Origin of the sequence: Vibrio sinaloensis DSM 21326, assembly GCF_000189275.1 — a bacterium.
GTDB classification, from domain to species: Bacteria; Pseudomonadota; Gammaproteobacteria; order Enterobacterales; family Vibrionaceae; genus Vibrio; species Vibrio sinaloensis.
Window position 1 is genome coordinate 1 of sequence record NZ_AEVT01000025.1, and the last position, 25,074, is coordinate 25,074.

Sequence of the window (25,074 nt, forward strand, 5' to 3'; positions counted from 1 at the left end):
TTTAAATGGAAGCAACGTTATTTTCTATTTAAATAGTAAACCACAATTGAACAGACGATTATTAGGGTTCGCGGCATTACGTTCGCAACCCCAATAAATTCATTTTGGTCATAATAAAAAGACACTGACATGAAAAAATTTAAGTTATCTTCTGCAGCGCTTTCTGTTGCAATGTGTATGCATGGTGGAGCGGCATTAGCTTCAGATCTGCCAATATGGGATGGTACGACCCACTATGATGCTGGTGCGGGTGGCTCCATCACGGGGTATCCGTTTGTCGTCGATTTTGGCGGCGTAGAAATGACCGCCGCTTGGTATGTTGACGGCGCTCCAGACCTAGGCCCAGAGTACCCAAATATCCAAGAGCTATATGCGCAAAACCCCGATGACTCTCTCGTTCGACAGTTTATCTTCTGGTGTCCTGGAGCAACGGCTCCGGGCAGCCCTGACTTTGTGGAAGGTTTTCCTGATTATACCAGCCCTTGGTCTCGAAGTGGTGGCGCAAGCACAACCTCGGCTAGCTGTGAAGAGTCTTATCTAGCACTTCATGGCGGCGACGATGGTGGTGAGCCTGAAGAGGAGACCAGCACACTTGTGATGGATGCGAAGTCGATTGAAACTCATGAGATCAATGGTTTTGATCCAACAGGCGGGAGCATTGTTGACGACGAAAAGCAAAACTACTTATCGAAAACGTCATCACGAGTGATGAAGCATTTATCGAATGAGTATGAGCGAACCACTGACCAAAAAGTTTCGGCTTACATTACCGATTGGTCTCAATACGATGCGCGTATCAGTAACCCGAATGTTGACAGCAATGGTGACGGGAAAGTCGACCTGTCTGAATCCGGTCGCGGCTTTGATTTGCAGCGTATGATCGATAACCCAACCATGTTCGATGTTTTAATCTTCTCGTTTATGGGCATTTGTGGTGATACAGGAACAAACGCTGCGACAATCTCAAGTCATTGCACGGGAGCCTTTAACGGTGGTGAGGATAGCGAGAACGGTGAAGTCATTCTTGTTGACCACTGGGGTGACATGGCGTCGCAAGTTAACACGGGTACGCCTGGTAACTTCGATATATCACCAACTAACTGGAAGTCTTTCATTGGTAATGATACCGCGGTTGGCGGTGCGCTGGGGGGAATGTTTGCAGTACAAGATGCAGCACGAGCCCGGGGCCACGAACTTGAATTGGCACTGAGTATTGGTGGTTGGTCGATGTCTGGTTACTTCAGCGAAGTCGCAAAGACCCCAGAACTACGAGCTAACTTTGTTAATAGTGTTGTTGAGTTTGCTGCAGCTTGGAACGATGGCGAACAAAAACGATTCCACCGAATCGATATTGACTGGGAGTACCCAGGGTTTGGTCCAGAAGGAAGCAGCTGTTCAACCTGCAGCGAGGATGGTGAGAACTACGTTACTCTGCTTCAACAATTGCGAGAAGTTCTGGATAGTAACCCTCATACTCAAGGCATGAAAATCACTGTTGCGACGGTTGGTGTTCCTGAAAAAATGGCGGAAATGGAGCCGGTATTTGCTTCAAACATCGTCGATGACTACTTTGTTATGACGTATGATTTTTGGGGCACTGGCTGGGCTGATAACCTTGATCACCACTCTAACTTGTACAGGGGTGAAAACAGCGCTGACGAAGCCATTCAATACATCGCTGGACTTGGCGTTCCTAAGTCAAAAATCCATGTTGGTTATGCTGGCTACGGCCGCTCAGGCGCGGGTGTGACTGACTTTGCCAATAAGCAGTATGATAAAACAGCCAAAGCAGTGGGTACCTTCGAAAATGGTGCTCCAGAAATGGCCGACCTTGTTTTCAACTGGTTAGATCTAGGCGATAACCCAGAAACATCGCCAAGTGGTAAGAATGACTTTTCACTTATTACAGATTTTAGCGCTCAAGCTCAGTTACTTTACAATGAGACGACGAACAACATCATCTCTTTAGATACGCCGACGACGGTAAAAGCGAAAGCCAAATACGCGAAAGAGCAGGGCCTTGGCGGGATCTTTAGCTGGGCGGGCGACCAAGAGAATGGCATGTTAGCCAACGCTGCGCATGAAGGCTTAGGTCACACAGCTAAAGGTGACTTAGTTTGGGATATGGCTCAGTCTTACGGCTGTGGCCAAGGCATTGTTGAATGGGGTAACCCTGAGGCGTATCAAGAGCTGACTGAAGCAGAGTCAGATGCGGTTTGTAAAGGTGTGTTTGAGAAAGATTATAGTGGTTACAAGCGTATCCATAGCTCAGATACAAATACAATGTCGAACTTGCTTGGTGATAATAAGCCAGCGGTTGGTCAAACCATCACTATGAAGGTTAAGCAAGCAGGGGAAACCTTGTTTGTTGCCGCGGGTAGCATTCGTGATAACTCTCACAATGAGGGGGTTTATGACTATACCCGAATCCTAGCTCAAGGTTATGGCGGTACGGTATTACCTTTGTACAAAGTGAATGGTGATGATCACTACGCGCGTTTCATTTATGGTCACAGAAACTCTTCAGGTTTTATTAACCCTAAGAGTGTTCCTGCTTCAAACTACAAAAACGGTCTTTACTGTGCTTATGACTGTGAAGACATCACGGTAGAATACGGTAAAATCCCAGAAGTATACAATGTTGAAAAACAGGTGTCAGGACCAAGTGTCGAGCCAGGGACCACGATGCGATTGGTGGCAACACTGGGTGAGGAAGAGGTATACCGCTCGGAGTTCGTTACCAACGACTACCACAACCTAAGCTATCGTTGGCCAGACATGCTGTGTTCACAAGGCATCCAAAAAGACTTTGCCGAAGAGCAAGCTCAGATTGCTGCTGGTGAACAAGTGGACGGCTTAGTACTAGCATGTGGTGAGATGTCGGGCATTAATAAAGTCGAAACTATAAACGGCACTAACTACCGTAACTATGTTTGGTCAAACAACCCTCATGTAACAGTGACGATTGAAGCGGTAAAATAAAACCCTTAAATAGACCTCGCTAAACGTAAGAGCAAATCAGTTACCACTGGTTTGCTCTTTTTTTTTGCAAGACATCTTAGTCGCTCTTTATGAATAGGTAGGGAGAGGTTCACTGAGTAGTGACTTCGTGCAGGGAGTTTGGTTATGTATGCAGAGAGTTGAAAAGTGAGTTGACTCGGAAAAAGTCGATAGCTCCGTTTTGTTTGGCGTCTGACTTTCGCCATTGATTTTGAAATGTTCCTGCGACTTCTTTATAGCATAGAGGGCAGCATTCGCGTTTTGCGGCGAAGTGTGCTTTTGGGGTCTGACTAAAAATGACGTTATGCTTGTTACAGGTAATTTTCACTGGCGTTCGGCTATTTAAGTAAATGACCGATTCATAGCAGTACTTGTCACCCCATTTCTCTTTAGCCTTCTGTACAAATGATTGTTTCGTGTCTCTAGGGATTGCCATACTCTTGGTTTTCTCAGTAAATGACGACTGGTGTTGTTGGATTTCCTATTGTAGATAAAGTGACTCTTTTATCACTTGGAATAAGTTTAGTAATGTTTAAATGCGTTTGTGCATCGCCATTTTAATCCGTATTGGTGCAGATACGTGTTGAAAAGCGCAGAGTGATGAGAGCGCAAAAAAATGATAGAGCAACAATCGCGCTATCGACGAGCGGGTTGGTAAAGAGATGGGAGTTATCTAGGCTCAATAACCGCTATTTAGAAGCGAGTTTCAGATTACAGGCCGCCTTTGGTCTTCGCCGAGAAGAGTGCATGAAGATAATACTGCGCTTTTCAGATAAAGGTGAACACTTAGTCCTGACTAAAACGAAAGGCGCTAGACCCCGAGCCGTACCAATCAGAACCCAAGCGCAGCGTGAACTCATCGACTCGATAAAAAAGTGGGTGGGGGATGGTTCACTAATACCGAAAGAGGACACGTATAAAACTCATTTAGGTAGATACGAACGAGCGTGCATCAAGATGGGGCTAGAGCGTGCACATGGCCTAAGACATGCGTATGCGCACCAGCGATACCTTGAGTTGACGGGTAATCGCGCTCCTGCTGCGGGAGGCCCGTCAACGAAAGGGTTGAGTGGTGCAGACAAGCAGCGTGACTATGAAGCCAGAATGATCATTAGCGAAGAGTTAGGGCATAGTCGAGAGGAAGTGACAGCGGTTTATCTTGGGCGTTGAATTAGCGGTTAGCCCCCCACAAATGAACTTAAAAGTGTTCTAGGTTAGAACACTTTTTTCGTTTATCTGTATTAATAGCTAGTAAGTTTTTTTTTGTTCCATTAAGTGTAATTATCTATATCACGAAAAGGAGACATATAGTAACCAAAAGCACCTTTGACAAATTGCTATATAATCTGTCAGTTGTCCTGATAAAAATATCCGTCAGTCATGTTGGCATATTAGCTGGGAGTAAACGTCTTTTTCTGTACTACTTAAAACAAAGCGCCCAAGACTGCACTTTGATATTCTTGAGTGCAAACTTTTTCTTTTATTATGTCAATTTCACGTTGAAGTGTGTCGTCATTTAAACTGTGGCTTAACTCTTCTAGCTCTTTGAGTTCTTGTTTAAAAATATCGATCTGTGTTTTCCTAGCACCATTTAGGAGGGCTAAATTTAAAACCCGCAGCGTTTCTTCAGCCCTTTTCTGTTCATGTGGAGTTAGCCCAGTTTTTACTTCAATAACACCTGTATCAAGGAAATTTAAGAAAAGCTTAGGGTCGTCAATATCTGGCTTAATTATATCATTAGCATTATATTGACCAGGTCCATTTTTTCCTTCACGGTCCTTGTAATGACCACAAGTGTTGCTGCTGCTTAACCCACAGCAGCCGAATAAGTTCGTCCAATTAAAAGTTAAGTGCTTATAAGGTGTTGAGCCGTCGGTTTTTTGGCCTTTGTGAAAGAAATGTTCAATATGCCCATTACCTTTAATCGCTACTGACTCACAGTAAACACAAAATCCATTTTGCATGGTATTTAGTTTGTTCCATATATCTACTCGGCATGCTCTGTTAGGACTGTTTTTTGTCCATTTTTGGGTATTATGATCATAACTAGACAAGCCCGTAGGCGCAGAGGTTGGTCTGTTCAGTTTTCTCATAGCCAGTTACTCTTTTGTTCTCAACCGAGCTTTCATGCTATGTATCCTAATCTGGCTTTCACAATCCACAACTACAGGGTGGTTTTCACCAAAATGAGCTTTAATTTTTTCAAATGTCGACTCCCTCAACTCTTCGTTACTTTCTTTAAGGTATCTAGAGAAGTCAGTTAGCCAAGAAGCTTCTTCAAGCTTTTCTGGTACCGAGTTAGTTCCCATAATTCGGGCTAGGATACTCGCACTTGTTACGCCTTTCGTTTGAAACGTTGGAGTTTCAATAATCGGATAACCATGTTTATTAAGGCAAATTTTTCGAATGCATTTATTATCAACCGTAGAGAGAACTTGAGGGCTATGAGTCGTAACTATAAATTGTATATTGGGAAAAGTAATTTGAAGACCAATAATAATTTCCTGCTGCCATTTTGGATGAAGATGTAACTCAATCTCATCGATAACTACGATACCATGTCCATGCAAAGGGTTGCTGGAATCAGGGTTCAAGGTTACTAATCTACGAGCTAAGTCGCCAGTTAATGCGACCAGCATTTTTTGCCCTTGTGACAACTGAGCTATGTTTACTTTATTGCCAAAGTTCTCTACTAATATTCGAGGTTTACCTGTACTACGATCCACCTCAAGATTCTTGACGTCAGGCACCAACGTTTCAATTGCTTCGTTGACAAAGTTCAAATGTCTTTGATATTTGGCTGAGGCCGTTGATTTACGTAAGTCTGCAAGTTGCCCTTTTAATGAATTAAGCTTTGCGGTAAATGGGTCATTTTCCTGTGGTTGCTCACCTTGGTATACATCATCAATGGTTCTTTGTAAGGTGTTTATCTGCTCGTTGAGCTCTTTAACTTCCTTCGTCTCTTCACCTTCAGCTAAGTTTACTAACTCGATATATAGTTTGGAGAAGTCATCTAACTTACCATTACCTTTTAAGGAATCCTTAAGGGCTGAAAAACGATTTCCTTCTCGATCGCCAGAAGCTTTCTCTGTTACTGATGTTTTTAACTCGAAATCAGAACGTTCAACAGAATAATATGCGAGAAGAGGAAGTGTAATTGATTCGTTTTTCGCTGTACTCCTGTATATTGCCCCGAACTGCTTGATGACATTAACATCATTAGATTTACTACCTGTGTAACCTTGAACTGGTAGGGCTAGTGATGCTTCAAACCTGTTGATTTGGTCTAGCTTAAAATTGCAGGTAAGCTCCGCATAGTCAGTCGCTTTGATATTAATATCACTTAGTTTGACAAAGTTGCCATTCACAGAGTCTTTCTCTAAGTTATTGTTAAACCAAGAGAAAATGTTGGCCATAGCATCAGCAAAACTTGTTTTACCTGCACCATTATCACCAATAATAACGGTTAATTTCTCATCGAAATCGAGACATAGATCATCAAACCGCCTAAAATTGGATAAAGACAGTGAATTTAATCGTAATTTCTTGTCGGCCAGTGAATTTTCAAGCACTTCAAAGTATTTTTGAGCCAGTTCTTTATTTTGTTCTACATGCTTACCTTTTAGGTAGTTTTCATACAATTGAAACTGTGAAAGTAGAATACCTTTTTCTGCATTCTCTATTTGTGCTCGAATTGCTCTACTTTGAGATTTTTGCTTATTAACCATTTGAGTCCTCAATAATTTGAGTAATTAACTCGATAGAGTACTTTTTCTTTAGTGATTGAAGAAACATTGGCTCTATGTGCTTGGCAAACGCTAGAAGGCCTTTTAGGTGTAATCTATCTTCATCACTAAGACAACCAACTTGAACCTGATGGACCAAGTGCTTTATGTATCTTTTTCGTTGCCTTCCCAAAGATAACTTTCCATCATTATTTAGTGTGATTCCTGTCACGTGCCTATTATGGGCTTTAGATGAAAATTTTGTTTTCTTTCTATTTATTTTAATAGAGTTTCCGAAATTCTCTGCCAGATGTTCCTTTACAATCTGTGGTAGTTCAAACAGTATCTCTTTGCTCTTTGTTGAAAATGTTAAGTCATCAGCATAGCGGGTATAAGTAATACCTTTCTTACGGCATATTTTGCTTATATTGCAATCAAAGCGATACATGAAAAAATTTGATACAAGAGGAGAGCTTGGTGCTCCAATACTAAGAACTAAGCTACCCCCTGTTGTTTTACTCGGACACCAAAACAATAATTGCTCTAGTACTTTTTGGTCTTGGCTAGGAGGAAGCGGTTTTATCGACTCCCAGACTTTCCAAAATAAACTACTAGAGATTGAGTTGAAGAAGTTTTCGAGATCCAATTTTAGCAAATAGGGATTGTTTTTATGTGCTAGGGCATTTTGCTTAATGCCTATCCCTTCCCGATAGGCCATTGCTGCCTCGTGAATTGGTAGCTGCTGAAGTTCTAAATATTTTCTTTGGAACTCTTTTAACTCTTTTGAGGGTTGAGCAATAGTACGATGACCTGATGTACGTTTGGGGATTGTATATACTTTGTACTTCTTTGGCGCATTTAACAAAAAGAGAGAGACATCGATTTCACTCTTATTTAACTTTTCTGCTAATTGCTTAATCAAACTCATTCTATTTCCTATAAGAAGCCCAAGGGAATTTCCTTGGGCTTAACTCTTTACTAGAGGAAGCGATAGGTTCGCGACCAGATTGACGAACGGAGTGAGAAGATCTGGTCGCGAACCTATCGCAACCATAAAAACCGTTCAATAAGTTAGAGTCTGGCTAAGCACCCGACTAGACGAATTCGTCCTAAGCTAAAGAGTATAAACATTATAAAACAAGTCAGTAAGAGTGTTCAATTAGAGAGGTGCATAAATTTTTCTGCCTGTTTGGAGTTGTTACGAACCAGTCGGTCTGAATTGATTAGTTAATCCACTAAGAACGAATCTTGCAATAGTTGTAACTCCACTAACTCATCTGCATGTGCAGTATGATCATCTAATCCTTCGAGTAGCTCTTGCTCGGAAAAATCTTCTTATCCATATCTGTAGCCTCACTAGTAAGCGATTTGATAGAAAGTATATCATTGATGTGGGATTTACTCGGAAGCTTGAGAGGGACTCTTTGAGGCACTTTCAGATATGTTCTAGAGTGAAGAATAAAGTAGGGGAAGTAGGGCAGTGATTTGAGTCGCGGTGAAAATGGGTCTAAGATAGTTGAGAGAGAAACTACTGTATAAGTCCACTATTCGTCCACACTTAATCCACACCAAAAATGGTGTGGATTAAGTGTGGGGTTGGGTAAAGTGGTGAAGTTTCAGTAAGTTGAAGAGAATTGAGAGCGTTTTTGAGGGCTCAAAAACGGTGAAACCCCGATGTTGGTAGCATCGGGGTTTCGAATTTTTAGATGTCTCGGATGGTAAGGCCGATTATCTTTTTATGCAAAAGGTTGGATTTAATCCGAATTAATTCCTTGGTAGGGAATTAGATGCGGATGAAGTCCATGTGCTCAACTTTTGGCTTGTAAGCGTGACGTTGAACGTCTTGTGGCTTAACTTTAACTTCAGCGCCGTCGATCACTAGAACGATACCTTCGTAGAACTCAGGTTTGTCCATTTGGTTAACAACGTCATCGTGGTTAAGAACGATAGATACTGCTGCTTCTTCACCGCCGTATACAACTGCAGGGAATTTACCAGCGTGACGTAGGCGGCGGCTCGCACCTTTACCTAGTTCAGTACGTACTACTGCTTCAAATTTCATAGTATTTACTCTCAAATATGAAAAAATTTAAATTCACATTCAGCGATGCGACCTCGCTCGAATGTGCTAATCGCTTAGGAGTAATTGGTAGTAACTCGATAAGCGAGCGCGGATACTAACACTGTACTGGGGTTCTAGCAATAGATAATCATGCTAACTGAACATCTTTTGAGTAAATCGATTCAATTAGTTAGCGAGTGATTGCTGTGAGTGTATATGGTGCTGAATTTATGAGCGCATACCTTACAGAGCCGCGTTGTTTTGATGAGGGAGTTTTCCCTCAGAAGTGAATCGAATCTGAATGGCTTTCTCACGGGCGGTTAAGTCTACCTTGGTTAAATTGTTTATCAACAGCACAACAGTTTAATAAAAGGGTATCGCTATGGAACAGTTAAGTATTGTCATTATCACACTCAATGAAGAGAAACGCATTGGTCGTTTACTTGAAAACCTAAGTCAGCAAACGTATCAAAACTTTGAGGTCATTGTCGTTGACTCAAACAGTGACGACGCCACGTGCGATGTGGCTCAAGCATACAGCAATGCCTTGCCGAAGCTAACCGTCCATAGAATGGCAGGTCGCGGTACCAGCTTAGGCCGTAATACGGGAGCAGAGTTGGCGCAGTATCAACGTATTCTATTCCTCGATGCCGATGTACAGCTAAGAGCTAATTTCCTGCAAGAAGCGATGATGCAACTTGAAGAGAAGAAGCTTGAGGTCGCGGGTGTGTTTATGGGGGCTAATGGCTTACCACTGATTCACAAGCTGGGTTACGGTTTGTTTAACGTTGGCTTATACCTGACTCAGTTCTTTTTTCCGACGGCAGTGGGGGCCTGTATCTTCTCGACTAAGCGCGTGCATAAAGAAATCGGAGGGTTTGATGAAGAGATTGTTTTATGCGAAGACTGCGATTACGTCAAACGTGCCAGTCAAACTTGGCGATTCCGCTTTCTAAACCTTACCTTCCGCTTTGACCCGCGCAGGTTGGATCAAGATGGTGTTTTTAAAATGGGTTACACCTATTTATCTGCCAATGTTCGTCGATTCATCTTTGGGGAAATGCGCAAAAACGAGATGAACTACCAGTTTGGCCACTATAAAGAGCAATAAGCGTTAGTGGTGATGAAATGGAAGGTGTAGTCAGTCTATTCTTTGGGGCGTTAATGGATGCTTTAATTGGCCCCAATTTATTTGTACCCGGTGAGCCATTTCTATTGGCCGCTGGGTACCAATTGCATCAAGGCATAGTTACTGGTGTGTTGGCAGTACTGTTGGGCGGGTTGATTGGAGATCAAGCCAGTTACTTTATTGGTCGTCGATTGGGCAAACCCGCACAGAGAAAACTGATTGACTGGCAGCCTAAAACGAAAAGACCCATCGCGCGTTGCCGTCATTTAATGGCAACAAAAGGGAACGCGATTTTGATGTTTGCTCGCCTTCTTGGGCCTGTTGCTTGGGTTGTTCCGTTTATGGCCGGAACCCAGAAGGTAGGCTGGAAGCGCTTTTCGTTGTACTCATCTATTGGGTTGTTACTGGGTGTAGGTCAGTTCGTTTTCTGGGGCTACTTGTTGGCGTATGGCGTCGATAAATTTCCCTTGCTAAATGAAGCAAAGACATTTTTGCTAGAGCACAAATTGACTCTGTACGCATTGGCCGCAACCCTGCTGTTCTATCTCGTCGCGAGGGCGTTCAACTGGCGCTTTAAAGTGAGTGGGTCAATAGCGGTTATTATGGTTTCAACATTGCTTGCCAATTACCTGCACTTTTTCCTCTATTCAGACGATTTCTTGCAGGCAGAGAAGGGCACCAATACAGCGAGCCGTGCCGTGTACGCCCAGCCTAGTGAGCTGGAGTTAAAAGCGTATCCCGGACGGTCATCCGTGTTTGATGCCCAAGCGGTCAATGTTATCTACTATGGTGAAAACCCAAGGAAGATAATGCTCGATTTGGGCTGGATTGAGAACCAAACCTTCTCACGCAATGATCTAGAGCTAAGCGACTATTTAGCGTTACTTAAGCAAAATACGCCACCCGTTTCGGACCTGTTTTGGAATGACGTGCCTCAGGACATGGCGTTTCAACTGCCCGGGGACTTACTAAAGCGTAGCCATATTCGCTGGTGGAAGGGAGGAGTAGATTCTCAATCACAGCAGCTGTTTTGGGTTGGTGCGCTGAGTTATGACAACGGCCTGCAAATTACGCCTTATTCAGGGATTGTCACCGTTTTGCACAGCATTGACCCCAATGTTGATGTCGAGCGAGATAAACTGGCACTGCAAGTTAAGCAGTTGCCGGGTTTACGCCAAGTATCACTTAATGCGACCGCGTTGCCGACTAGCCTTGATGAAGAGCACGATTATTACTCAGATGGTAAAGTTTTGTTCATACGAGATGATGAAATTCAAATTGCGGAGCTTTAATTTCACGCCAATGTACACAGGCTTTTTATTTTTTTAGCAATTTACGTTAAGGTTGAAGAATAGTAAGTCGTCTATTCAATCGATTGTAATGCTTATAATTAATCAAACTTACCGTCTTAATTTGCTGTCGGGGTTCATTGAGAACCTCTCCACTGGGCATAAAGCCTCCCTTGGCACCAATGAAACTGCTTTGCTGCAGTACATGGTGGATAATCCTCATAGAGCCTTGTCTAAATCAGAACTACTCGAACATGTATGGCACCAAAAAGGAGTGATCGTTGAAGAGAGTAGTTTGCTTCACTGTGTCTCTAGCTGTCGTAAGGCGATAGGGGACAGCGGAGAAATCATCACCACGGTTCGCGGAGTTGGCTATCAATTTAATGGCCAAGTTTCAAGCGAAGAAGAGGGTGAAGAAGTACCAGAGCCGGCACCCCAGCCAGAAATCCTCCAACCTCAGGTTGTCGAAGCTGAAGAGTCTCAGATCAAGAAGCGTAACCTGATCTGTATTTCTCTATTCACGCTTGCCGCCGTCGTCAGTTTTGCCCTTTTTTCCTTTACTCGCTCTCCTTGGGTGCAAGCTGACTATCAAGAACAACGATTTATTGGTTGTACTATCCAAGCCAATACGCAAGATAAACCCATTGTGATGACCAACGTACGCATGTTCACGACCAATAATCAGGTGATATTGGTTGACGCAGATGGCCATTCAATCAGCTACCTTGTTGATGAAGTGGAGGTGCAATGTGAATAAGCTTCTTATTGGGTTGAGTTTAGTCTCAGGTGCGGCCGTTGGCGCAATGGCTGCATACATTTCTTCGCCGACGGTTAGCCTTAATATCGTCAGCAAAACCTCGATTTTAGTCCCGACTAAACAGAAGACTGAACAGTTAAACATGCACGCGACCATTACCCTTAAACGTTCGGGGCAGTATGAAGCGTATTTCTTTACCGACGAAAAGGTGGGCTATAACGCATCGGGTAATTATGCGTTTGATTACCACGGTTTGTCGTTAACGCCGACCTCATCGGAGAAGGTGATTCCAGAAGGTAAAAAGCTAAGCCTGATTGAGATGATGTTCTCGCAACGAGGTATGCACTCTATGGAAGGGTTAACCATCATTCCACTCTCTGATAAGCAGATGATCATGGTCGCGCCTCGATACTCCTATCTGTTTAGCGAAGTTACCCCTTAATCATAGGGGATTTTAAGAGCCAGTTTTACTGGCTTTTTTATTGCTCTAAATTCAATAAAATCAAAGGCTTGATATTTTTTTATAATCGCTCATTATTAAAAATCCTTTCGCTGACAAAGCGTTAACTTTGTAGGAGAAATCTTAGGTATAACAACCGCAAGTTTCATCAATTAGAGACAAGCTATGACTCAGTACCTAAATTCTCCACTGTCGGTTTTCTGCGCAGTAAGTGCACTTTTTGCAACACACGTTTCTGCCGAAGAGACTCAACCTGCTATCCCTGTAACGGTAGAAGTGGTGGCGAAACAAGTCCATCAATCTTCGATTGAGGAAGTAGGGAAAGTAAAAGCAACCGATTCAGCGGCGCTAACGTTCAGTGCGGGTGAAAAACTTAAAGCGCTGAATTTTGAAGATGGCGACCAAGTTAACAAAGGCGATTTGATCGCACAGCTAGATGATGCACAAGCGCGAGCAGAATTGGATAAAGCCAAAAGCTCATTAGCGCTGGCAGAATCCAAGCTGGATCGCGTGCTAGCATTATTGAAAAAGCAACCTGATTCCATGTCTGCACAAGATGTCGAAGAGCTTAAGCAACAAGCCAATCTGGCTCGCGCCGACTTCCGTCAAAAGAAAACCGATCTGCAAAACTACCAATTGGTGGCTCCGTTTAACGGCCAACTGACTAATTTTACCCACTCAGTAGGCAGCCGAGTTGAGGCTGCGACGGCGTTGGTCAGCTTAATCAAGCTCGATCCTGTAGAAGTTCACTACTCAATCAGCCAAAACGAAGTCGGTAAAGCGCAGCTTGGCCAACCAGTATCGATTTCGGTTGACGCGTATCCTAACCAATCATTTGTTGGCAAAGTGAACTACATTGCGCCTTTGGTCGATGAAAGCTCTGGCCGCGTTGAAATTCATGCCCATTTAGAGAATCAAAACAACCAACTGGTGCCAGGTATGTTTGCCAAGGTGTCACAAACCGTTGGTAAAGACAGTGCAGAGTTGGTGGTGTCACAGACCGCTGTTGATACTAATGGTGACCAGCGTTTTGTCTGGGTGATTGAAAATGACAAAGCGGTCAAGCGCTCGGTTGAGCTGGGCGATAATACCAATAATGGCTATGTCACGATTAAGTCTGGCTTGAAATTGGGTGAGATTGTGGTGGTCACTGGCCGTCAAAACCTTAATGAGCACTCTGCTGTAGCGGTGCAAAACTCGGTGTCAAAAGTGACGCTACCTTCGCGAACTTTACCTGCTACACCTAAACCCGCACCAAGCGAGGAAGTGAAGCAGCCGGTAAACAAAGAAGCGAGTAAAGAAGTAAAACCAACCAATGAGCAATCTGAGGAGGTAACGAATGAAGCTGCCTGAGATATGCATTAAACATCCGGTGCTCGCATCCGTGCTGAGCATTGCAATTGTCCTACTGGGTATTGTCTCTTATCAAAAGTTGGCGATTCAGTATTTCCCTGAGCGTCAAACAGCATCAGCAACAGTGAGCGCTTCGATTACCGGTGCGAGTGCAGAGTTTATGTCGCAGAACGTGGCTGATGAGCTGATCACCGCAGTGACGGGGCTAGATAAGATTAAAACCATGACGACGGATTGTCAGGAGGGCAGTTGCTCTCTGAAAATTCAGTTCGAAGATGGGGTCAGTGACGTTGAATACGCGAGTCTTATGAACAACTTGCGTAGCAAAGTGGACGGTATTTCCGATTTTCCACCGGCAATGACAGATAAGCCAACCGTAACGGATGACTCATCGGAAACGTCAATGCCAAGTAACATCATCACCTTTGTGAATCGCGGCGAGATGGACAAGCAGGAAATGTTTGATTTCATTAGCCAGCAATTGGCTCCTCAGTTTAAGAATGTACTGGGTGTCGGCGGTGTATGGGGGCCATATGGTGGCTCAAACCGTGCGATTCGCGTTTGGTTACAGCCTGAGCGTATGGCGGCACTAAACGTCAGTGCTTCTGATGTGGTAGGCACGTTAAGTACTTACAACGCGACATTTACTGCAGGTACGATCAAAGGTGAAGTCCGTGATTTCTCAATCAACCCGGTTAACCAAGTCACTTCAATTGAAGACGTGCGCGACCTTGTTATTCGTGTCGACAATGGCAACATCATCCGCGTCAATGACGTAGCAGATATTCAAATGGGAGAAGAGAGCCTAGAGCCGAGTATGCTTAGCGTCGATGGCAACATGGCGATGTCTCTTCAGGTGCTACCGCTTAAATCTGAAAACCCAGTAACGGTTGCTAACCGAGTGAAAGCAACCATGGAGACCATGCAGGTGCCAGAAGGCATTGAAATGAAGATGGTCTACAACCAGGCGGACTTTATTGAAGAAGCCATCGATCAAGGTTTTATGACGCTAGTCGAAGCGATTGTGTTGGTTTCTGTGATTGTGGTGTTGTTCTTAGGCTCACTGCGTGTCGCGGCTATTCCATTGATCACTATTCCTGTGTGTGTCATTGGCGTATTTGCGGTAATGGCAATGCTTGGATTTAGTATCAACGTATTGACCATACTGGCGATCATCCTAGCCATTGGCTTGGTGGTGGACGACGCGATTGTGGTAGTAGAAAACTGTTATCGTCACATTGAAGAGGGGCTATCACCGTTTGAAGCAGCACTTAAGAGCTGTAAAGAGATCGTCTTCCCAGTTATCGCGATGACATTAACTCTGGCAGTGGTCTATTTACCTATCGGTTTAATGTCTGGCTTAACGGCGGATCTGTTCCAACAATTTGCGTTTACCTTAGCGGCGTCTGTGATCATTTCTGGCTTTGTTGCGTTAACGTTGTCACCAATGATGAGTGCTTACATGTTGAAATCAGTGACAACGTCACCAAAATGGTTTCAATGGGTTGAGACAAAGCTAAATGCCATGACAGACAAGTACATGACATTCCTCAGTGCTTGGTTTAAACGCCCAATGCTGGTTATCGCAGGTACAACGTTGTTAACGGCGCTGTCTATTGTTGCAGTCTGGACCATGCCAAAAGTTTTACTGCCAACAGAAGATACTGGTTTCATCGAAGTCACGTCTCATGGCCCGGCGGGGGCAGGTCGACTGTACGACCTAGAAAACGCGGATCAGATCAACGCGGTATTTAAAGGCAACCAACAAATTGAAGCAAACTTGGCCTACATCGAAAGTGCGCCAACAAATCATGTGCTACTAAAACCTTGGGAAGAGCGTAACCAAAGTGCCGATGAGGTCATTGATGAGATGATCGCTAAGGCTAAAGAAAGTATCTCAGCGTACACGACTTCCTTTTCTGTGCGCTCTGCCGACAACCTTGATGTGGCGGACAATTTGATTTTGCAAGTTACAACGGTCAACCGTGACTTAGATGAATTGTCAGACACGGCAGCGAAAGTGGTGGAGTTGCTTGAAGGCTATGAAGGGCTAACCAACGTAGATAACTCAACTCACCGAGATCAAATGCGCTTTGACTTGTCGATTGACCGTAACGCGATTGTTTTATCGGGTGTTGATTATGGCAATGTGACCAATGCGATTTCTACTTTCCTTGGTTCAGTGAAAGCAGCTGATCTACAAGCGGATGATGGCTTCACTTATCCCATTCAGGTTCAGGTTAACCGCAAAGCATTAGGTGACTTTAAAGTACTCGATAAGCTGTACGTTAGCTCTGAATCGGGCCAGCGACTGCCGTTGTCTCAGTTTGTTTCGATCAAGCCTGTGACTGCAGAGTCGAACATCAAAACGTATGCGGGTAAAGATGCGGCAGAAATTACCGCGGACCTTGCTCCGGGTTACAGCGCAACGGATATTCAGACCTTTATTGACACTGAACTACCGGCGCTACTGAAAGCGGGTCAAAGCTACCAATATGACGGCGTGGTGAAAGAGCTCAATGAGTCGTCGGCGGGGATGCAAATGTTGTTTGGTTTAGCGTTGATTTTCATCTTCCTAATCCTAGCGGCTCAATTTGAAAGCTTCATTGATCCTCTAGTGATCATGATTACCGTACCGTTATGTCTGGTTGGCGCGGTGCTAACGCTGAGTGTGTTTGGCCAAAGCATTAACTTGTACTCGAAGATTGGCTTGCTAACTCTGGTTGGGTTGGTGACCAAACACGGCATTTTGATGGTTGAGTTTGCCAACTTGAAGCGTAAAGAAGGCTTAGGCGTTTACGACGCGGCGGTAGAGAGTGCACGTTCTCGACTGCGCCCTATTTTGATGACGTCGTTGACCATGATAGTCGGCTCTTTGCCACTGGCACTAGCCGAAGGCCCGGGCTCGTTAGGTCGAGTGAACATCGGTCTAGTACTGGTTGGCGGGTTAACTGTGGGTACTTTCTTCTCCCTGTTCATCGTACCAATGGCGTATGTGGCTATCGCCAAAGTACGTGAAAAAATGCAAAACAAATCTCAGCTGGTGGAGGTCTAATTTATGTTGGTGATTAATGGCACCCATTTACTCAATCCAGATCAGGGTTTCATTCAGAGCCTGAACACTCATGTTCGTCATCCGATTGGGATTAACGAAATCACGCTGCTCAATTACATGATTGAGCGAAAAGGTGAAACGTTAACTAAAGATGAAATCATGCATGAAGTCTGGCTAAAGCGTGGCATTGTGGTTGAGAGCAGCAGTTTGTTGCATTGTATTTCAAACTGCCGCCGAGCGCTGGAAGACAAAGCGGCCATGGTGATACGCACGGTAAGAGGAATTGGCTATGAGTTTGTCGCTCGCATTGAACCTTTCCAAGAGTTGAATGCTGCTGAGGAGACTCAAGAGGAGCAGGTAGAATCAGCCGTCGAGCAGATAGAGGAGCTGGCGATTGAGCCAGCTTCACAACGCACGTCAATGAAGCAATGGGCGCTGGTTGCTGGGGTGGTGTTAGCCAGTGCAGGGCTGAGCTATGCACTCGTCGAGAAGCTTCATTCGCCGATACAAACGGCCAGCTTCGAGCAACAGCACTACAGCCAGTGTACGTTTTCACCTAAAACAGAACAGGCAAACATCCATTATCAAGATGTGACTGTGTATAAATTTGACGACCTATCATTGTTGGTGAGTGCTGATGGGCGTTCCTTGAGTTTTGCAAGCGAGAGTAATGGGGTGCACTGTGAACAATAAGATAATCATAGGCGCGGTTGCGTTGGGCGTTGTCCTTGGTGGAGCCGCTTCTTACTTAGATAGCAACAAGCTCAACCGCCACTTTAACAGCAGTACTATTGCGTATGTAGAAGCATCCAATCCCGATGATTCGTTCGCAAAGATGATTCCACTGAGGTTTGAGCTGACGTTAAAAGAAAACAGTGGCTATGACGTCTATGCGGCCATTCCTAACAGCAAAGTCGGTTACATGACTTCAGGTGACTATACATTGGACAGCGATGGCGTGTTTTTTAATATTCAAACTCACAGCCCGCTAAGGGCTGAGGGTAGCCATTATGGTCCAATAGAGCAGCTGTTCTTGCGTCGAAATGCGTTTGAAGGACACAGAAAAGTCGCCAAATTAGAAGATAACAAAGCAGCCTTGATAGGCCATAAAGTGGTGTTACTGCTCAATTATTAAAGCTGAAACCACTAAAAAAGCGATGCTGAGCATCGCTTTTTGTTTTTAGGAAGGAGCATAACTTACACGAAGAGGGAAAGTGACCGCATTAGCTAGAGAGTTTAAGGCGCAGTACCGCTTTCAGGCCACCCATAGAGCTTTTCTCTAACGTAAACTTACCGCGATAACTGTGTGCCATTTCGCTAACAATATTCAATCCGAGGCCTGTTCCTGGGGTCGTTTCATCTAAGCGCACACCGCGTTTAATGACTTGCTCAAGTTTTTCTTCAGGGATACCACAACCATCGTCCTCGATGATGATATCGATCTCTTCATTAGGATGCTTGGCTGAATGGACGCGAATGATTGAGCTTGACCACTTGTAGGCATTCTCCAACAGGTTACCAACCATCTCATCAAAGTCGGTGTCTTCGACGGCGACCACAAGTTCAGAGTCGATTTCGTTGATCAGTGCGACGTCTCGATGAGCGTAGACTTTATCAAACGCGAGTGAAATGGCGTCAATTCTCTCTGATGGGCGGGTTTTCACCGATAGAATGTTTTTTGAACCGGCCATTCGAGCGCGACCAAGATGATAATCGATTTGGTGCTGGATTTGGTTTACAGGATCTTGCAGTCGATCGCGAATGTCTTGCTCAGACGTGTTGATCTCATTGCGCAGTACCGATAACGGTGTTTTCAGTGCGTGCGAAAGGTTGCCTGCGTGGTGGCGTGCGCGCTCCAGCAGTTCTTGATAGTGGAACAACAGCGCATTTAAGTCGAGTACGATTGGGGCGACTTCGCGCGGATACTCGCCATCTAAGCACTCTTTGTCTCCTGAACGCACTTGGGAGAGCTCTTTGTGCATTTTAGTAAGAGGGCTGAGTGACCATTGAATCTGAATTACGATGATCATCAGTACGCCAAAATAGAGGAGGGCAAGAATAATCCATAGCTGACCCATTAACTTGGCGACCGTGTCTTCAAGCGGCTGCTCATCGATACCAATCAGAATATCAATTGGGCCATCGTATTCTGGAAAATAGAGTGAGGTTTCTATGGTAATCAGGATTTCATCGCGCGCGCCTAGCACTTCGTTTCTCTTGTCCTCGTAATGGATCTTTTTATCCCATAGAGAGCGAGAGCGCAGTTCGTCGGCGTCATTATTAATGGACCAGTAAAGGCCACTGTAGGGGCGATTGAATCTTGGGTCAGAGAGCGGAGTCGCTAAGGTCAGTTTGCCACTTTCATCAACTTCGATAGAGGCAGACAGTTCATCCAAATAGAGGGAAAGCTGTTCATTGGTTGAGTCCAACATATAGTTGAACACCTGCTTAGGCACGGTAACCCCGGCAGCGATAACCATGGCGGTTAACCAAACAACAGCCGCCAGTACTAGGCGGCTTCGTAAGCTGAGTCGTTTGAGAAGGTGGCGTTTTTTATTCCGCATTCAACTGATATCCCAATCCTCGAACCGTTTTAATTACTTTAGGCGCAATTTTCTTGCGAATACGACCAATGAATACTTCGATGGTATTGGAGTCGCGATCGAAGTCCTGTTTGTAGATGTGTTCGACCAGCTCGGTTCGAGAAATAACCTTCTCGGGGTTGTGCATGAAATAGGCGACAACTTTAAATTCAAGTGCGGTCAGACTAATGGCTTGGCCTTGCCACATCACCTTGGAGGTTCGCGTATCAAGGCTCAAATTACCAATCTGGATAACCGGAGATGCGTTACCAGAGGCGCGGCGCAGTTGGGCACGAATTCGAGCGATGAGTTCGACCATCTCAAAGGGTTTGGTTTGGTAATCGTCGGCACCTGCGTTTAAACCTTCGACACGTTGGGTAAGCGTATCTCGAGCACTTAAGATGATAACCGGTGTGTTGATGTTTTCGTCACGAATACCTTTTAACACGGTCAAACCGTCAAGTTTAGGCAAGCCCAAATCAAGTACGATGGCTTCCCAGTTTTCTGAGGTTGCACGGTATAGTGCATCAATGCCATCTGTTGAGAGCTCGGGGGTCCAGCCATTTTGCTCAAGCGCTTCAACGATTTGTTCACCAAGGCGAGGTTCATCTTCTACAACAAGTATCTTCATATTATTGGTCTTCTAGATTCTTTAGGGCTTTTTTGAAATGGCGACCTTTTATCAGCAACATTTCGAGAGTTTCTGCGTTGTACTCAACTTTAATGATGTTGTTTTTATAATTTAGTTTTAGCTCATAAATCCAAACATCATCGTCTTCTTCGAGCTCAACTTCGATAATTCGTCCGTGTAAATCTCGCTCTACTGCCGCATACATTTCAGAAAAAGGGCGAATGTAGCCTTTTTTTACCGCGTCATAGACTTCGTCTTGATCTTCGTCGAACTCGACGTCAGCACCGGGTTTGTACACATCTTGCACCAACTCGTGACCGTTTTTAGTCTCGTGCTTATGGGCGTAGGAGTGGAGTGGTAAGAGAGCCGCTATCGCAGTGCAGCAAATAATAAGCGCTTGTTTTAGCATATCTTTACTCAGTTTGAACGGAGAGTAATCAGTATAACCAATCAAACCTGAACACCAAGTGAATAAGTTAACCATTGAGCTCATCCTGAAAAATTTTGTCGCGCATTTTCCAAAAACGGCCCACTTTTCGGGCAATGACAAATTGCGGGAGGCGAAAACGATGCTGGTTGTTGACGACCTTAGTGGGTGAAGCATCTTCAAATGGGCGGTGTTTATCGGCTAAGTGCGGACGAACAAACTGATCCTTAAATCGCTGCTTCTGATTCTTTGTTGTCAGTGGCCAAAACTCATGCACTTGTGCTTGATTGTCGCCAATGTAAGTGACTTTGAGGCTGCTTTTGCCTTTCTCGTCTTTATGAACGTTCAAGTCCATATCTCGACATTCAAATACCAAGGCATCTTTGAGATTGAGTGCCTCTTTGAGCTTTTTGTCTGGGTCAACCAAGGTGGCATCGCACTCGTGACAAATACGGGCGGCGATATCGTTGTCTGCGCCGCATTCACCGCAATACTTTGCTCTGAATCGGTAATCGCAATGCTCTCTTTCACCTGTTTCTTCGTCTTCAAAAAAGCCCTGACATTTACGACCAAAATGTTCAATCAAAAAGCCATTAGTATCAAGCTTGCCCCAGAAGTTGTTATTAAAGCCGCAGGCAGGGCAGGGTATGGTGATGATTTCGCTGTCGGAGTCGGGCTTTGGATCGCCCACTTCGGGTTGGTATAAATCGTAGCTGTTACCCGCATAATCGAGCACTAAACACTCTTCTTTACCTGGCGATAGACGCAGACCACGGCCTACGATTTGTTGATATAAGCTGATGGATTCGGTTGGGCGCAGTATTGCGATGAGATCGACATGCGGGGCGTCAAATCCGGTGGTCAGTACCGACACATTGACAAGGTATTTGATCTTCCGATCTTTAAAGTCTTGAATTATCGCATCTCGTTCTACGGTAGGAGTGTCGCCGATAACCAATGCCGTTTGTCCTTCAGGCAGCAGTGAGAACACTTCTTGTGCGTGACGAACGGTCGCCGCAAATATCATGATCCCTTGTTTGTCTTTGGCGAGATGAATGATCTGTTCCACAATTTGTGGTGTGGCACGTTTCGCCTTATCGATCACCATGTCCATTTCGGATTCTTTATAGCGACCAGTCGAAGCGGGCGTAAGCTGCGAAAAGTCATAGCTCAATACGGGGGCATCCATCATACGAGCGGGTGTTAAGAAGTTTTCATCCAGCAGATAGCGAATCGGCAATTCGAAGATGCAATCGCGGAAAAAGCGTGGCTCGTCGGTGCGAACCAAACCACGTGTGTGATACTGGTAGATCCAACCCATACCAAGACGGTAAGGCGTTGCGGTGAGTCCAAGGACTTTAATACCGGGATTTAACTCTTTCAGATGAGAGATAACTTTTTGGTAGCTGGTGTTTTTATTATCTGGAACGCGGTGGCATTCGTCGATCACCAACAGTGAAAACTGGTTTTTAAATTCATCCAGATTACGCACCACCGATTGTACTGAGGCGAACACCACTTGTTGGTCGGTCTCTTTTCTGCCAAGACCTGCCGAGAAGATTGATCCTTTGAGTCCGTATCCTTCGTACTTCGCGTGGTTTTGTTCTACTAACTCTTTGACGTGCGCGAGCACCAGCACACGGCCCTTGGCAAGGCGTGCGAGCTCTGCGATCACTAAGCTTTTTCCTGCTCCTGTTGGTAGCACGAGTACCGCGGGAGACGAATGTTTGCGAAAGTAGTGAATAACCGCTTTAACGGAGTCGGCTTGGTAAGGGCGAAGTGTATACATAAATTGTGTGAAATAGCTCAACTATTTGTACCAGTCGCACTATAATACCCCACCTAACAAAGATGAGGTATTCATGCGTTTAGATAAATATTTGTGTGATGCACTGGGTGCGACACGTAAAGAAGCAACAAAGATCATAAAAAGTGGCGATGTAACCGTTAACGACGCGGTGCAAAAAAGTGGTGCGTTTAAAGTAACGGATGAGTGTGTTGTAGAGTGGCAAGGGCGAGAAATTCAAAAGCCAGGGCCTCGTTACATCATGCTGTTCAAGCCGGATGGTTTTGTCTGCTCGCATGAAGATGGTTTCAACCAAACCGCGTTTGCTTTGTTGGATGAAGTAAAGATGGAAGACCTCCACTTTGCTGGACGATTGGATGTCGACACGACGGGCTTAGTGCTGATTACGGATGATGGTCAATGGTCGCACCGTATTACCTCTCCGAAACATAAATGTGAAAAGACCTACCGAGTGTGGCTGGTGGATCCGATTGGTGAAGACTACGCGGAAAAGTTTGCTCAAGGTATTGAGCTGCGTAGTGAAAAAGAGCCGACGCTTCCAGCACAACTGGACATTGTTAACCAAGATGAAAATGAGGTCTTGCTGACGATTACCGAAGGTAAGTACCACCAAGTGAAACGAATGTTCGCCGCGTTGGGCAACAAAGTGGAGCATTTACATCGTGAACGTATTGGCGCAATTGAGCTTGATTACTCATTAGAGCCGGGCGAGTACCGTTTCCTCACTGAAGAAGAAATCGACTCTGTTTGGAAATAATACTGCCGATAGGAAATTGTTTAGTTCCAAATAGGAACTAGTGTTTTCTATCAATATGATTGAATATAGATCAGTTCAAGGCTCGCGGATGCGGGTCTTTTATTTCTGTTTGGTTGCAGCACGGAAGCTGCATATCTAACGCAACCGAGTAGGAGATTTATGTCAGATTCTGCAATTGAGCAAACCAAAACTCCCCAAATCAGTTTTCTTCTTTTTCTTATTTTAGGGGCGATTGGTGCACTAACTCCCCTTGCCATTGATATGTATCTACCGGCAATGCCAACGATCGCTCGCGATCTGGGTGTTGCTGAAGGTGCTGTACAGATTACGCTTACCGCATATACCGCGGGTTTTGCTATTGGCCAGTTGATTCACGGCCCGCTCGCCGACAGCTATGGTCGCCGACCAGTGCTCATTTTAGGCGTGCTGTTTTTTGGTCTCGCATCAGTCGTCAGCGCCACAACAAACGGTATTGAAGCGCTAACTTGGGTACGAACTGCTCAAGGCTTTGCTGGCGCGGCGGCTGCGGTTATTATTCAAGCCGTTGTGCGCGATATGTTTGACCGCGAAGACTTTGCTCGAGCCATGTCTTTCGTCACCTTAGTGATGACCGTTGCGCCGCTGGTAGCGCCTATGATTGGTGGTCATGTTGCGGTGTGGTTTGGCTGGCGTGCTATTTTTTGGATTTTAGCTGCTTTCGCTGCGTTAGTGATTGTTTTGGTCGTTTGGAAAATTCCAGAAACTCTCGCCGAAGACAAGAAACAGCCACTTCGTTTTCGTACCACAATACGTAATTACATGAAACTGTGCTCAAACCCGGTGGCGATGGGGCTGATCTTTTCTGGTGCTTTCTCTTTTGCTGGGATGTTTGCATTTTTAACGGCGGGCTCGTTTGTTTACATCGATATCTATGGAGTTCGTCCCGATCAGTTTGGTTATCTGTTTGGTTTGAACATTGTGGCTATGATCATAATGACCAGCATAAACGGCCGCCTAGTGAAAAAGGTTGGCTCGCATACCATGCTGCGGTTTGGTCTGTTTGTTCAGCTAATAGCCGGTCTGGGTCTTTTTGTAGGTTGGTTGCTTGACCTAGGGCTATGGGGCACAGTACCTTTCGTGGTCATGTTCATTGGTACCTTGTCAACGATTGGTAGTAACTCAATGGGGCTGTTGCTCAGTGGTTACCCAACCATGGCGGGTACGGCTTCATCTCTGGCAGGCACGTTGCGTTTCGGCACGGGGTCGATTGTCGGTGGTGTGGTTGCGCTGATGCCAGGTGGCGTTACTTGGCCAATGATCTCTGTTATGACGGCATGTTCGATTTTGTCTGCCGTGCTTTATTGGATATTTGGAAGAAAGGCGTAATGTCTCAATACACGATTGAAATTCAAAACTTAGTTAACTCGGCTCTTGAAGAACTTGCTGCGGAGCACAAGTCAGGCAAAGCAGTCGATGCTCCAGCGGCAAATAATTTGTATCTGCTTCGCTGGATTACTCGTGCTATTAAAGGCCAGCGCTTCCCAAAGATCGTCAGTGGTGATTTGATCCGTTGGCAAAAAATGGGCCGCTCGAAAGGCAATGATGCTGGGCTAATGATGACATTTCAGCGTATTTCTAAGTACTACGCTCAGTTCTTTCCTGAAGGCCAAGAAGAGAGAGTCATCAAAGATCACGAGATCAATGCGTTTATTGACATGATGGAAGAGCAGGGCTGGGAAGTGACCACGTCAGAAGAGCTTGTCGACTGCGGCAAAGTGCAAATCTTCACTGAAGGTCCAAACTCTTTAGCCATGTGTACAGAGCAGTGTGAGAGCTGCTTTGATGGCGAAACTATGATCAAACCCATGAGTTGGTTTGTTCGTGGCCATCACGCAGACTTTATCGAGAAGGCATCGCAGTCAGGGTTTATGGTTCATAAAGTGACGGACTATAAATCCAATGTGAAGTACCACGGCGAGTACCTAGTGTATCCAAATAACCGTGGCGAGCATTTGGCCGAAATTCCATTAAGCCTGAAAGCTTAATCAAGCGCATTACCCT

General features: G+C 45.0%; 20 protein-coding genes and 1 pseudogene. 13 read left to right on the forward strand and 8 right to left on the reverse strand.

What is annotated here, in order from left to right:
* Positions 1-129: 129 nt before the first annotated feature.
* Together RH45_RS22680 and RH45_RS05805 are read left to right on the forward strand one after the other, a co-directional pair.
* Positions 130-2,982, forward strand: a complete 2,853-nt coding sequence (locus RH45_RS22680) for a glycoside hydrolase family 18 protein (protein ID WP_008074890.1) — start codon at positions 130-132, stop codon at positions 2,980-2,982.
* 684 nt (positions 2,983-3,666) lie between these two features.
* Positions 3,667-4,170, forward strand: a pseudogene (locus RH45_RS05805) (integrase domain-containing protein); the annotation flags it as partial.
* Between the two features lie 254 nt (positions 4,171-4,424).
* Here RH45_RS05805 and ptuB read toward each other — a convergent pair.
* The 4 genes from ptuB to rplY form a co-directional block, all read right to left on the reverse strand.
* Positions 4,425-5,093 carry a retron Ec78 anti-phage system effector HNH endonuclease PtuB gene (ptuB, locus tag RH45_RS05810; protein ID WP_071986155.1) on the reverse strand — a complete coding sequence of 223 codons (669 nt, stop codon included), beginning with the start codon at positions 5,091-5,093 and terminating at the stop codon, positions 4,425-4,427.
* A gap of 6 nt (positions 5,094-5,099) precedes the next feature.
* Positions 5,100-6,728 (reverse strand): retron Ec78 anti-phage system effector ATPase PtuA, encoded by a 1,629-nt coding sequence (gene ptuA / locus RH45_RS05815; RefSeq protein ID WP_008074903.1) that lies wholly within the window; start codon positions 6,726-6,728, stop codon positions 5,100-5,102.
* A complete protein-coding gene (locus RH45_RS05820) occupies positions 6,721-7,653 on the reverse strand; it encodes a retron St85 family RNA-directed DNA polymerase (protein ID WP_008074904.1) in 933 nt (310 codons plus the stop codon). The genes ptuA and RH45_RS05820 overlap by 8 nt, the downstream gene beginning before the upstream one ends.
* An 855-nt stretch (positions 7,654-8,508) precedes the next feature.
* Positions 8,509-8,787, reverse strand: coding sequence for a 50S ribosomal protein L25 (rplY, locus tag RH45_RS05825; protein ID WP_004746191.1), 279 nt, complete (start codon positions 8,785-8,787; stop codon positions 8,509-8,511).
* Between the two features lie 382 nt (positions 8,788-9,169).
* Between rplY and RH45_RS05830 the strand changes: the two genes are divergently transcribed.
* From RH45_RS05830 to RH45_RS05865, 8 genes are all read left to right on the forward strand, one after another.
* Entirely contained in the window at positions 9,170-9,898 is a 729-nt protein-coding gene (locus RH45_RS05830) for a glycosyltransferase family 2 protein (RefSeq protein WP_008074912.1), read from the forward strand.
* Positions 9,899-9,915: 17 nt separating this feature from the next.
* Positions 9,916-11,208, forward strand: a complete 1,293-nt coding sequence (locus RH45_RS05835) for an LssY C-terminal domain-containing protein (RefSeq protein WP_008074913.1) — start codon at positions 9,916-9,918, stop codon at positions 11,206-11,208.
* An 88-nt stretch (positions 11,209-11,296) separates the two neighbouring features.
* On the forward strand, positions 11,297-11,962 hold the full coding sequence (locus RH45_RS05840; protein WP_008074915.1) for a winged helix-turn-helix domain-containing protein: 666 nt from the start codon (positions 11,297-11,299) through the stop codon (positions 11,960-11,962).
* Positions 11,955-12,404: a hypothetical protein gene (locus RH45_RS05845; RefSeq protein WP_008074918.1), complete on the forward strand. Its 450-nt coding sequence runs from the start codon at positions 11,955-11,957 to the stop codon at positions 12,402-12,404. The genes RH45_RS05840 and RH45_RS05845 overlap by 8 nt, the downstream gene beginning before the upstream one ends.
* A gap of 183 nt (positions 12,405-12,587) precedes the next feature.
* Positions 12,588-13,775 (forward strand): efflux RND transporter periplasmic adaptor subunit, encoded by a 1,188-nt coding sequence (locus tag RH45_RS05850; protein ID WP_008074920.1) that lies wholly within the window; start codon positions 12,588-12,590, stop codon positions 13,773-13,775.
* The gene (locus tag RH45_RS05855; RefSeq protein ID WP_008074921.1) at positions 13,762-16,830 is read left to right on the forward strand and encodes an efflux RND transporter permease subunit; all 3,069 of its coding nucleotides are present in this window, start codon (positions 13,762-13,764) and stop codon (positions 16,828-16,830) included. The genes RH45_RS05850 and RH45_RS05855 overlap by 14 nt, the downstream gene beginning before the upstream one ends.
* Before the next feature lie 3 nt (positions 16,831-16,833).
* On the forward strand, positions 16,834-17,523 hold the full coding sequence (locus RH45_RS05860; RefSeq protein WP_008074923.1) for a winged helix-turn-helix domain-containing protein: 690 nt from the start codon (positions 16,834-16,836) through the stop codon (positions 17,521-17,523).
* Positions 17,513-17,965: a hypothetical protein gene (locus RH45_RS05865; RefSeq protein WP_008074925.1), complete on the forward strand. Its 453-nt coding sequence runs from the start codon at positions 17,513-17,515 to the stop codon at positions 17,963-17,965. Before RH45_RS05860 ends, RH45_RS05865 begins: the two co-directional genes overlap by 11 nt.
* A gap of 88 nt (positions 17,966-18,053) precedes the next feature.
* Here RH45_RS05865 and RH45_RS05870 read toward each other — a convergent pair whose 3' ends face one another.
* From RH45_RS05870 to RH45_RS05885, 4 genes are all read right to left on the reverse strand, one after another.
* Positions 18,054-19,394 carry an ATP-binding protein gene (locus tag RH45_RS05870; protein WP_008074926.1) on the reverse strand — a complete coding sequence of 447 codons (1,341 nt, stop codon included), beginning with the start codon at positions 19,392-19,394 and terminating at the stop codon, positions 18,054-18,056.
* Positions 19,384-20,043, reverse strand: coding sequence for a response regulator transcription factor (locus RH45_RS05875; protein WP_008074928.1), 660 nt, complete (start codon positions 20,041-20,043; stop codon positions 19,384-19,386). The genes RH45_RS05870 and RH45_RS05875 overlap by 11 nt, the downstream gene beginning before the upstream one ends.
* Before the next feature lies 1 nt (position 20,044).
* Complete coding sequence (locus tag RH45_RS05880; RefSeq protein ID WP_039958264.1) at positions 20,045-20,452, reverse strand: PepSY domain-containing protein; 408 nt, start codon at positions 20,450-20,452, stop codon at positions 20,045-20,047.
* A gap of 67 nt (positions 20,453-20,519) precedes the next feature.
* Positions 20,520-22,259, reverse strand: a complete 1,740-nt coding sequence (locus tag RH45_RS05885) for a DEAD/DEAH box helicase (protein ID WP_008074933.1) — start codon at positions 22,257-22,259, stop codon at positions 20,520-20,522.
* Between the two features lie 73 nt (positions 22,260-22,332).
* On the opposite strand from RH45_RS05885, the gene rsuA reads away from it, so the two are divergent.
* The 3 genes from rsuA to RH45_RS05900 all read left to right on the forward strand — a co-directional run bounded on the left by rsuA (position 22,333) and on the right by RH45_RS05900 (position 25,058).
* Entirely contained in the window at positions 22,333-23,034 is a 702-nt protein-coding gene (gene rsuA / locus RH45_RS05890; protein WP_008074936.1) for a 16S rRNA pseudouridine(516) synthase RsuA, read from the forward strand.
* A 159-nt stretch (positions 23,035-23,193) separates the two neighbouring features.
* A complete protein-coding gene (locus tag RH45_RS05895) occupies positions 23,194-24,399 on the forward strand; it encodes a Bcr/CflA family multidrug efflux MFS transporter (protein WP_008074939.1) in 1,206 nt (401 codons plus the stop codon).
* Positions 24,399-25,058 carry a DUF2913 family protein gene (locus tag RH45_RS05900; RefSeq protein ID WP_008074941.1) on the forward strand — a complete coding sequence of 220 codons (660 nt, stop codon included), beginning with the start codon at positions 24,399-24,401 and terminating at the stop codon, positions 25,056-25,058. The genes RH45_RS05895 and RH45_RS05900 overlap by 1 nt, the downstream gene beginning before the upstream one ends.
* Positions 25,059-25,074 lie beyond the last annotated feature (16 nt).

Coding starts and splice junctions, on each gene's coding strand:
- RH45_RS05820 (WP_008074904.1), bottom strand. CDS start 7,653: ATGAGTTTGATTAAGCAATTAGCAGAAAAGTTAAATAAGAGTGAAATC.
- RH45_RS05840 (WP_008074915.1), top strand. CDS start 11,297: ATGCTTATAATTAATCAAACTTACCGTCTTAATTTGCTGTCGGGGTTC.
- RH45_RS05870 (WP_008074926.1), bottom strand. CDS start 19,394: ATGCGGAATAAAAAACGCCACCTTCTCAAACGACTCAGCTTACGAAGC.
- rplY (WP_004746191.1), bottom strand. CDS start 8,787: ATGAAATTTGAAGCAGTAGTACGTACTGAACTAGGTAAAGGTGCGAGC.
- RH45_RS05850 (WP_008074920.1), top strand. CDS start 12,588: ATGACTCAGTACCTAAATTCTCCACTGTCGGTTTTCTGCGCAGTAAGT.
- RH45_RS05885 (WP_008074933.1), bottom strand. CDS start 22,259: ATGTATACACTTCGCCCTTACCAAGCCGACTCCGTTAAAGCGGTTATT.
- RH45_RS05830 (WP_008074912.1), top strand. CDS start 9,170: ATGGAACAGTTAAGTATTGTCATTATCACACTCAATGAAGAGAAACGC.
- RH45_RS05875 (WP_008074928.1), bottom strand. CDS start 20,043: ATGAAGATACTTGTTGTAGAAGATGAACCTCGCCTTGGTGAACAAATC.
- ptuB (WP_071986155.1), bottom strand. CDS start 5,093: ATGAGAAAACTGAACAGACCAACCTCTGCGCCTACGGGCTTGTCTAGT.
- RH45_RS05860 (WP_008074923.1), top strand. CDS start 16,834: ATGTTGGTGATTAATGGCACCCATTTACTCAATCCAGATCAGGGTTTC.
- RH45_RS05835 (WP_008074913.1), top strand. CDS start 9,916: ATGGAAGGTGTAGTCAGTCTATTCTTTGGGGCGTTAATGGATGCTTTA.
- RH45_RS22680 (WP_008074890.1), top strand. CDS start 130: ATGAAAAAATTTAAGTTATCTTCTGCAGCGCTTTCTGTTGCAATGTGT.
- rsuA (WP_008074936.1), top strand. CDS start 22,333: ATGCGTTTAGATAAATATTTGTGTGATGCACTGGGTGCGACACGTAAA.
- RH45_RS05900 (WP_008074941.1), top strand. CDS start 24,399: ATGTCTCAATACACGATTGAAATTCAAAACTTAGTTAACTCGGCTCTT.
- RH45_RS05880 (WP_039958264.1), bottom strand. CDS start 20,452: ATGCTAAAACAAGCGCTTATTATTTGCTGCACTGCGATAGCGGCTCTC.
- RH45_RS05895 (WP_008074939.1), top strand. CDS start 23,194: ATGTCAGATTCTGCAATTGAGCAAACCAAAACTCCCCAAATCAGTTTT.
- ptuA (WP_008074903.1), bottom strand. CDS start 6,728: ATGGTTAATAAGCAAAAATCTCAAAGTAGAGCAATTCGAGCACAAATA.
- RH45_RS05855 (WP_008074921.1), top strand. CDS start 13,762: ATGAAGCTGCCTGAGATATGCATTAAACATCCGGTGCTCGCATCCGTG.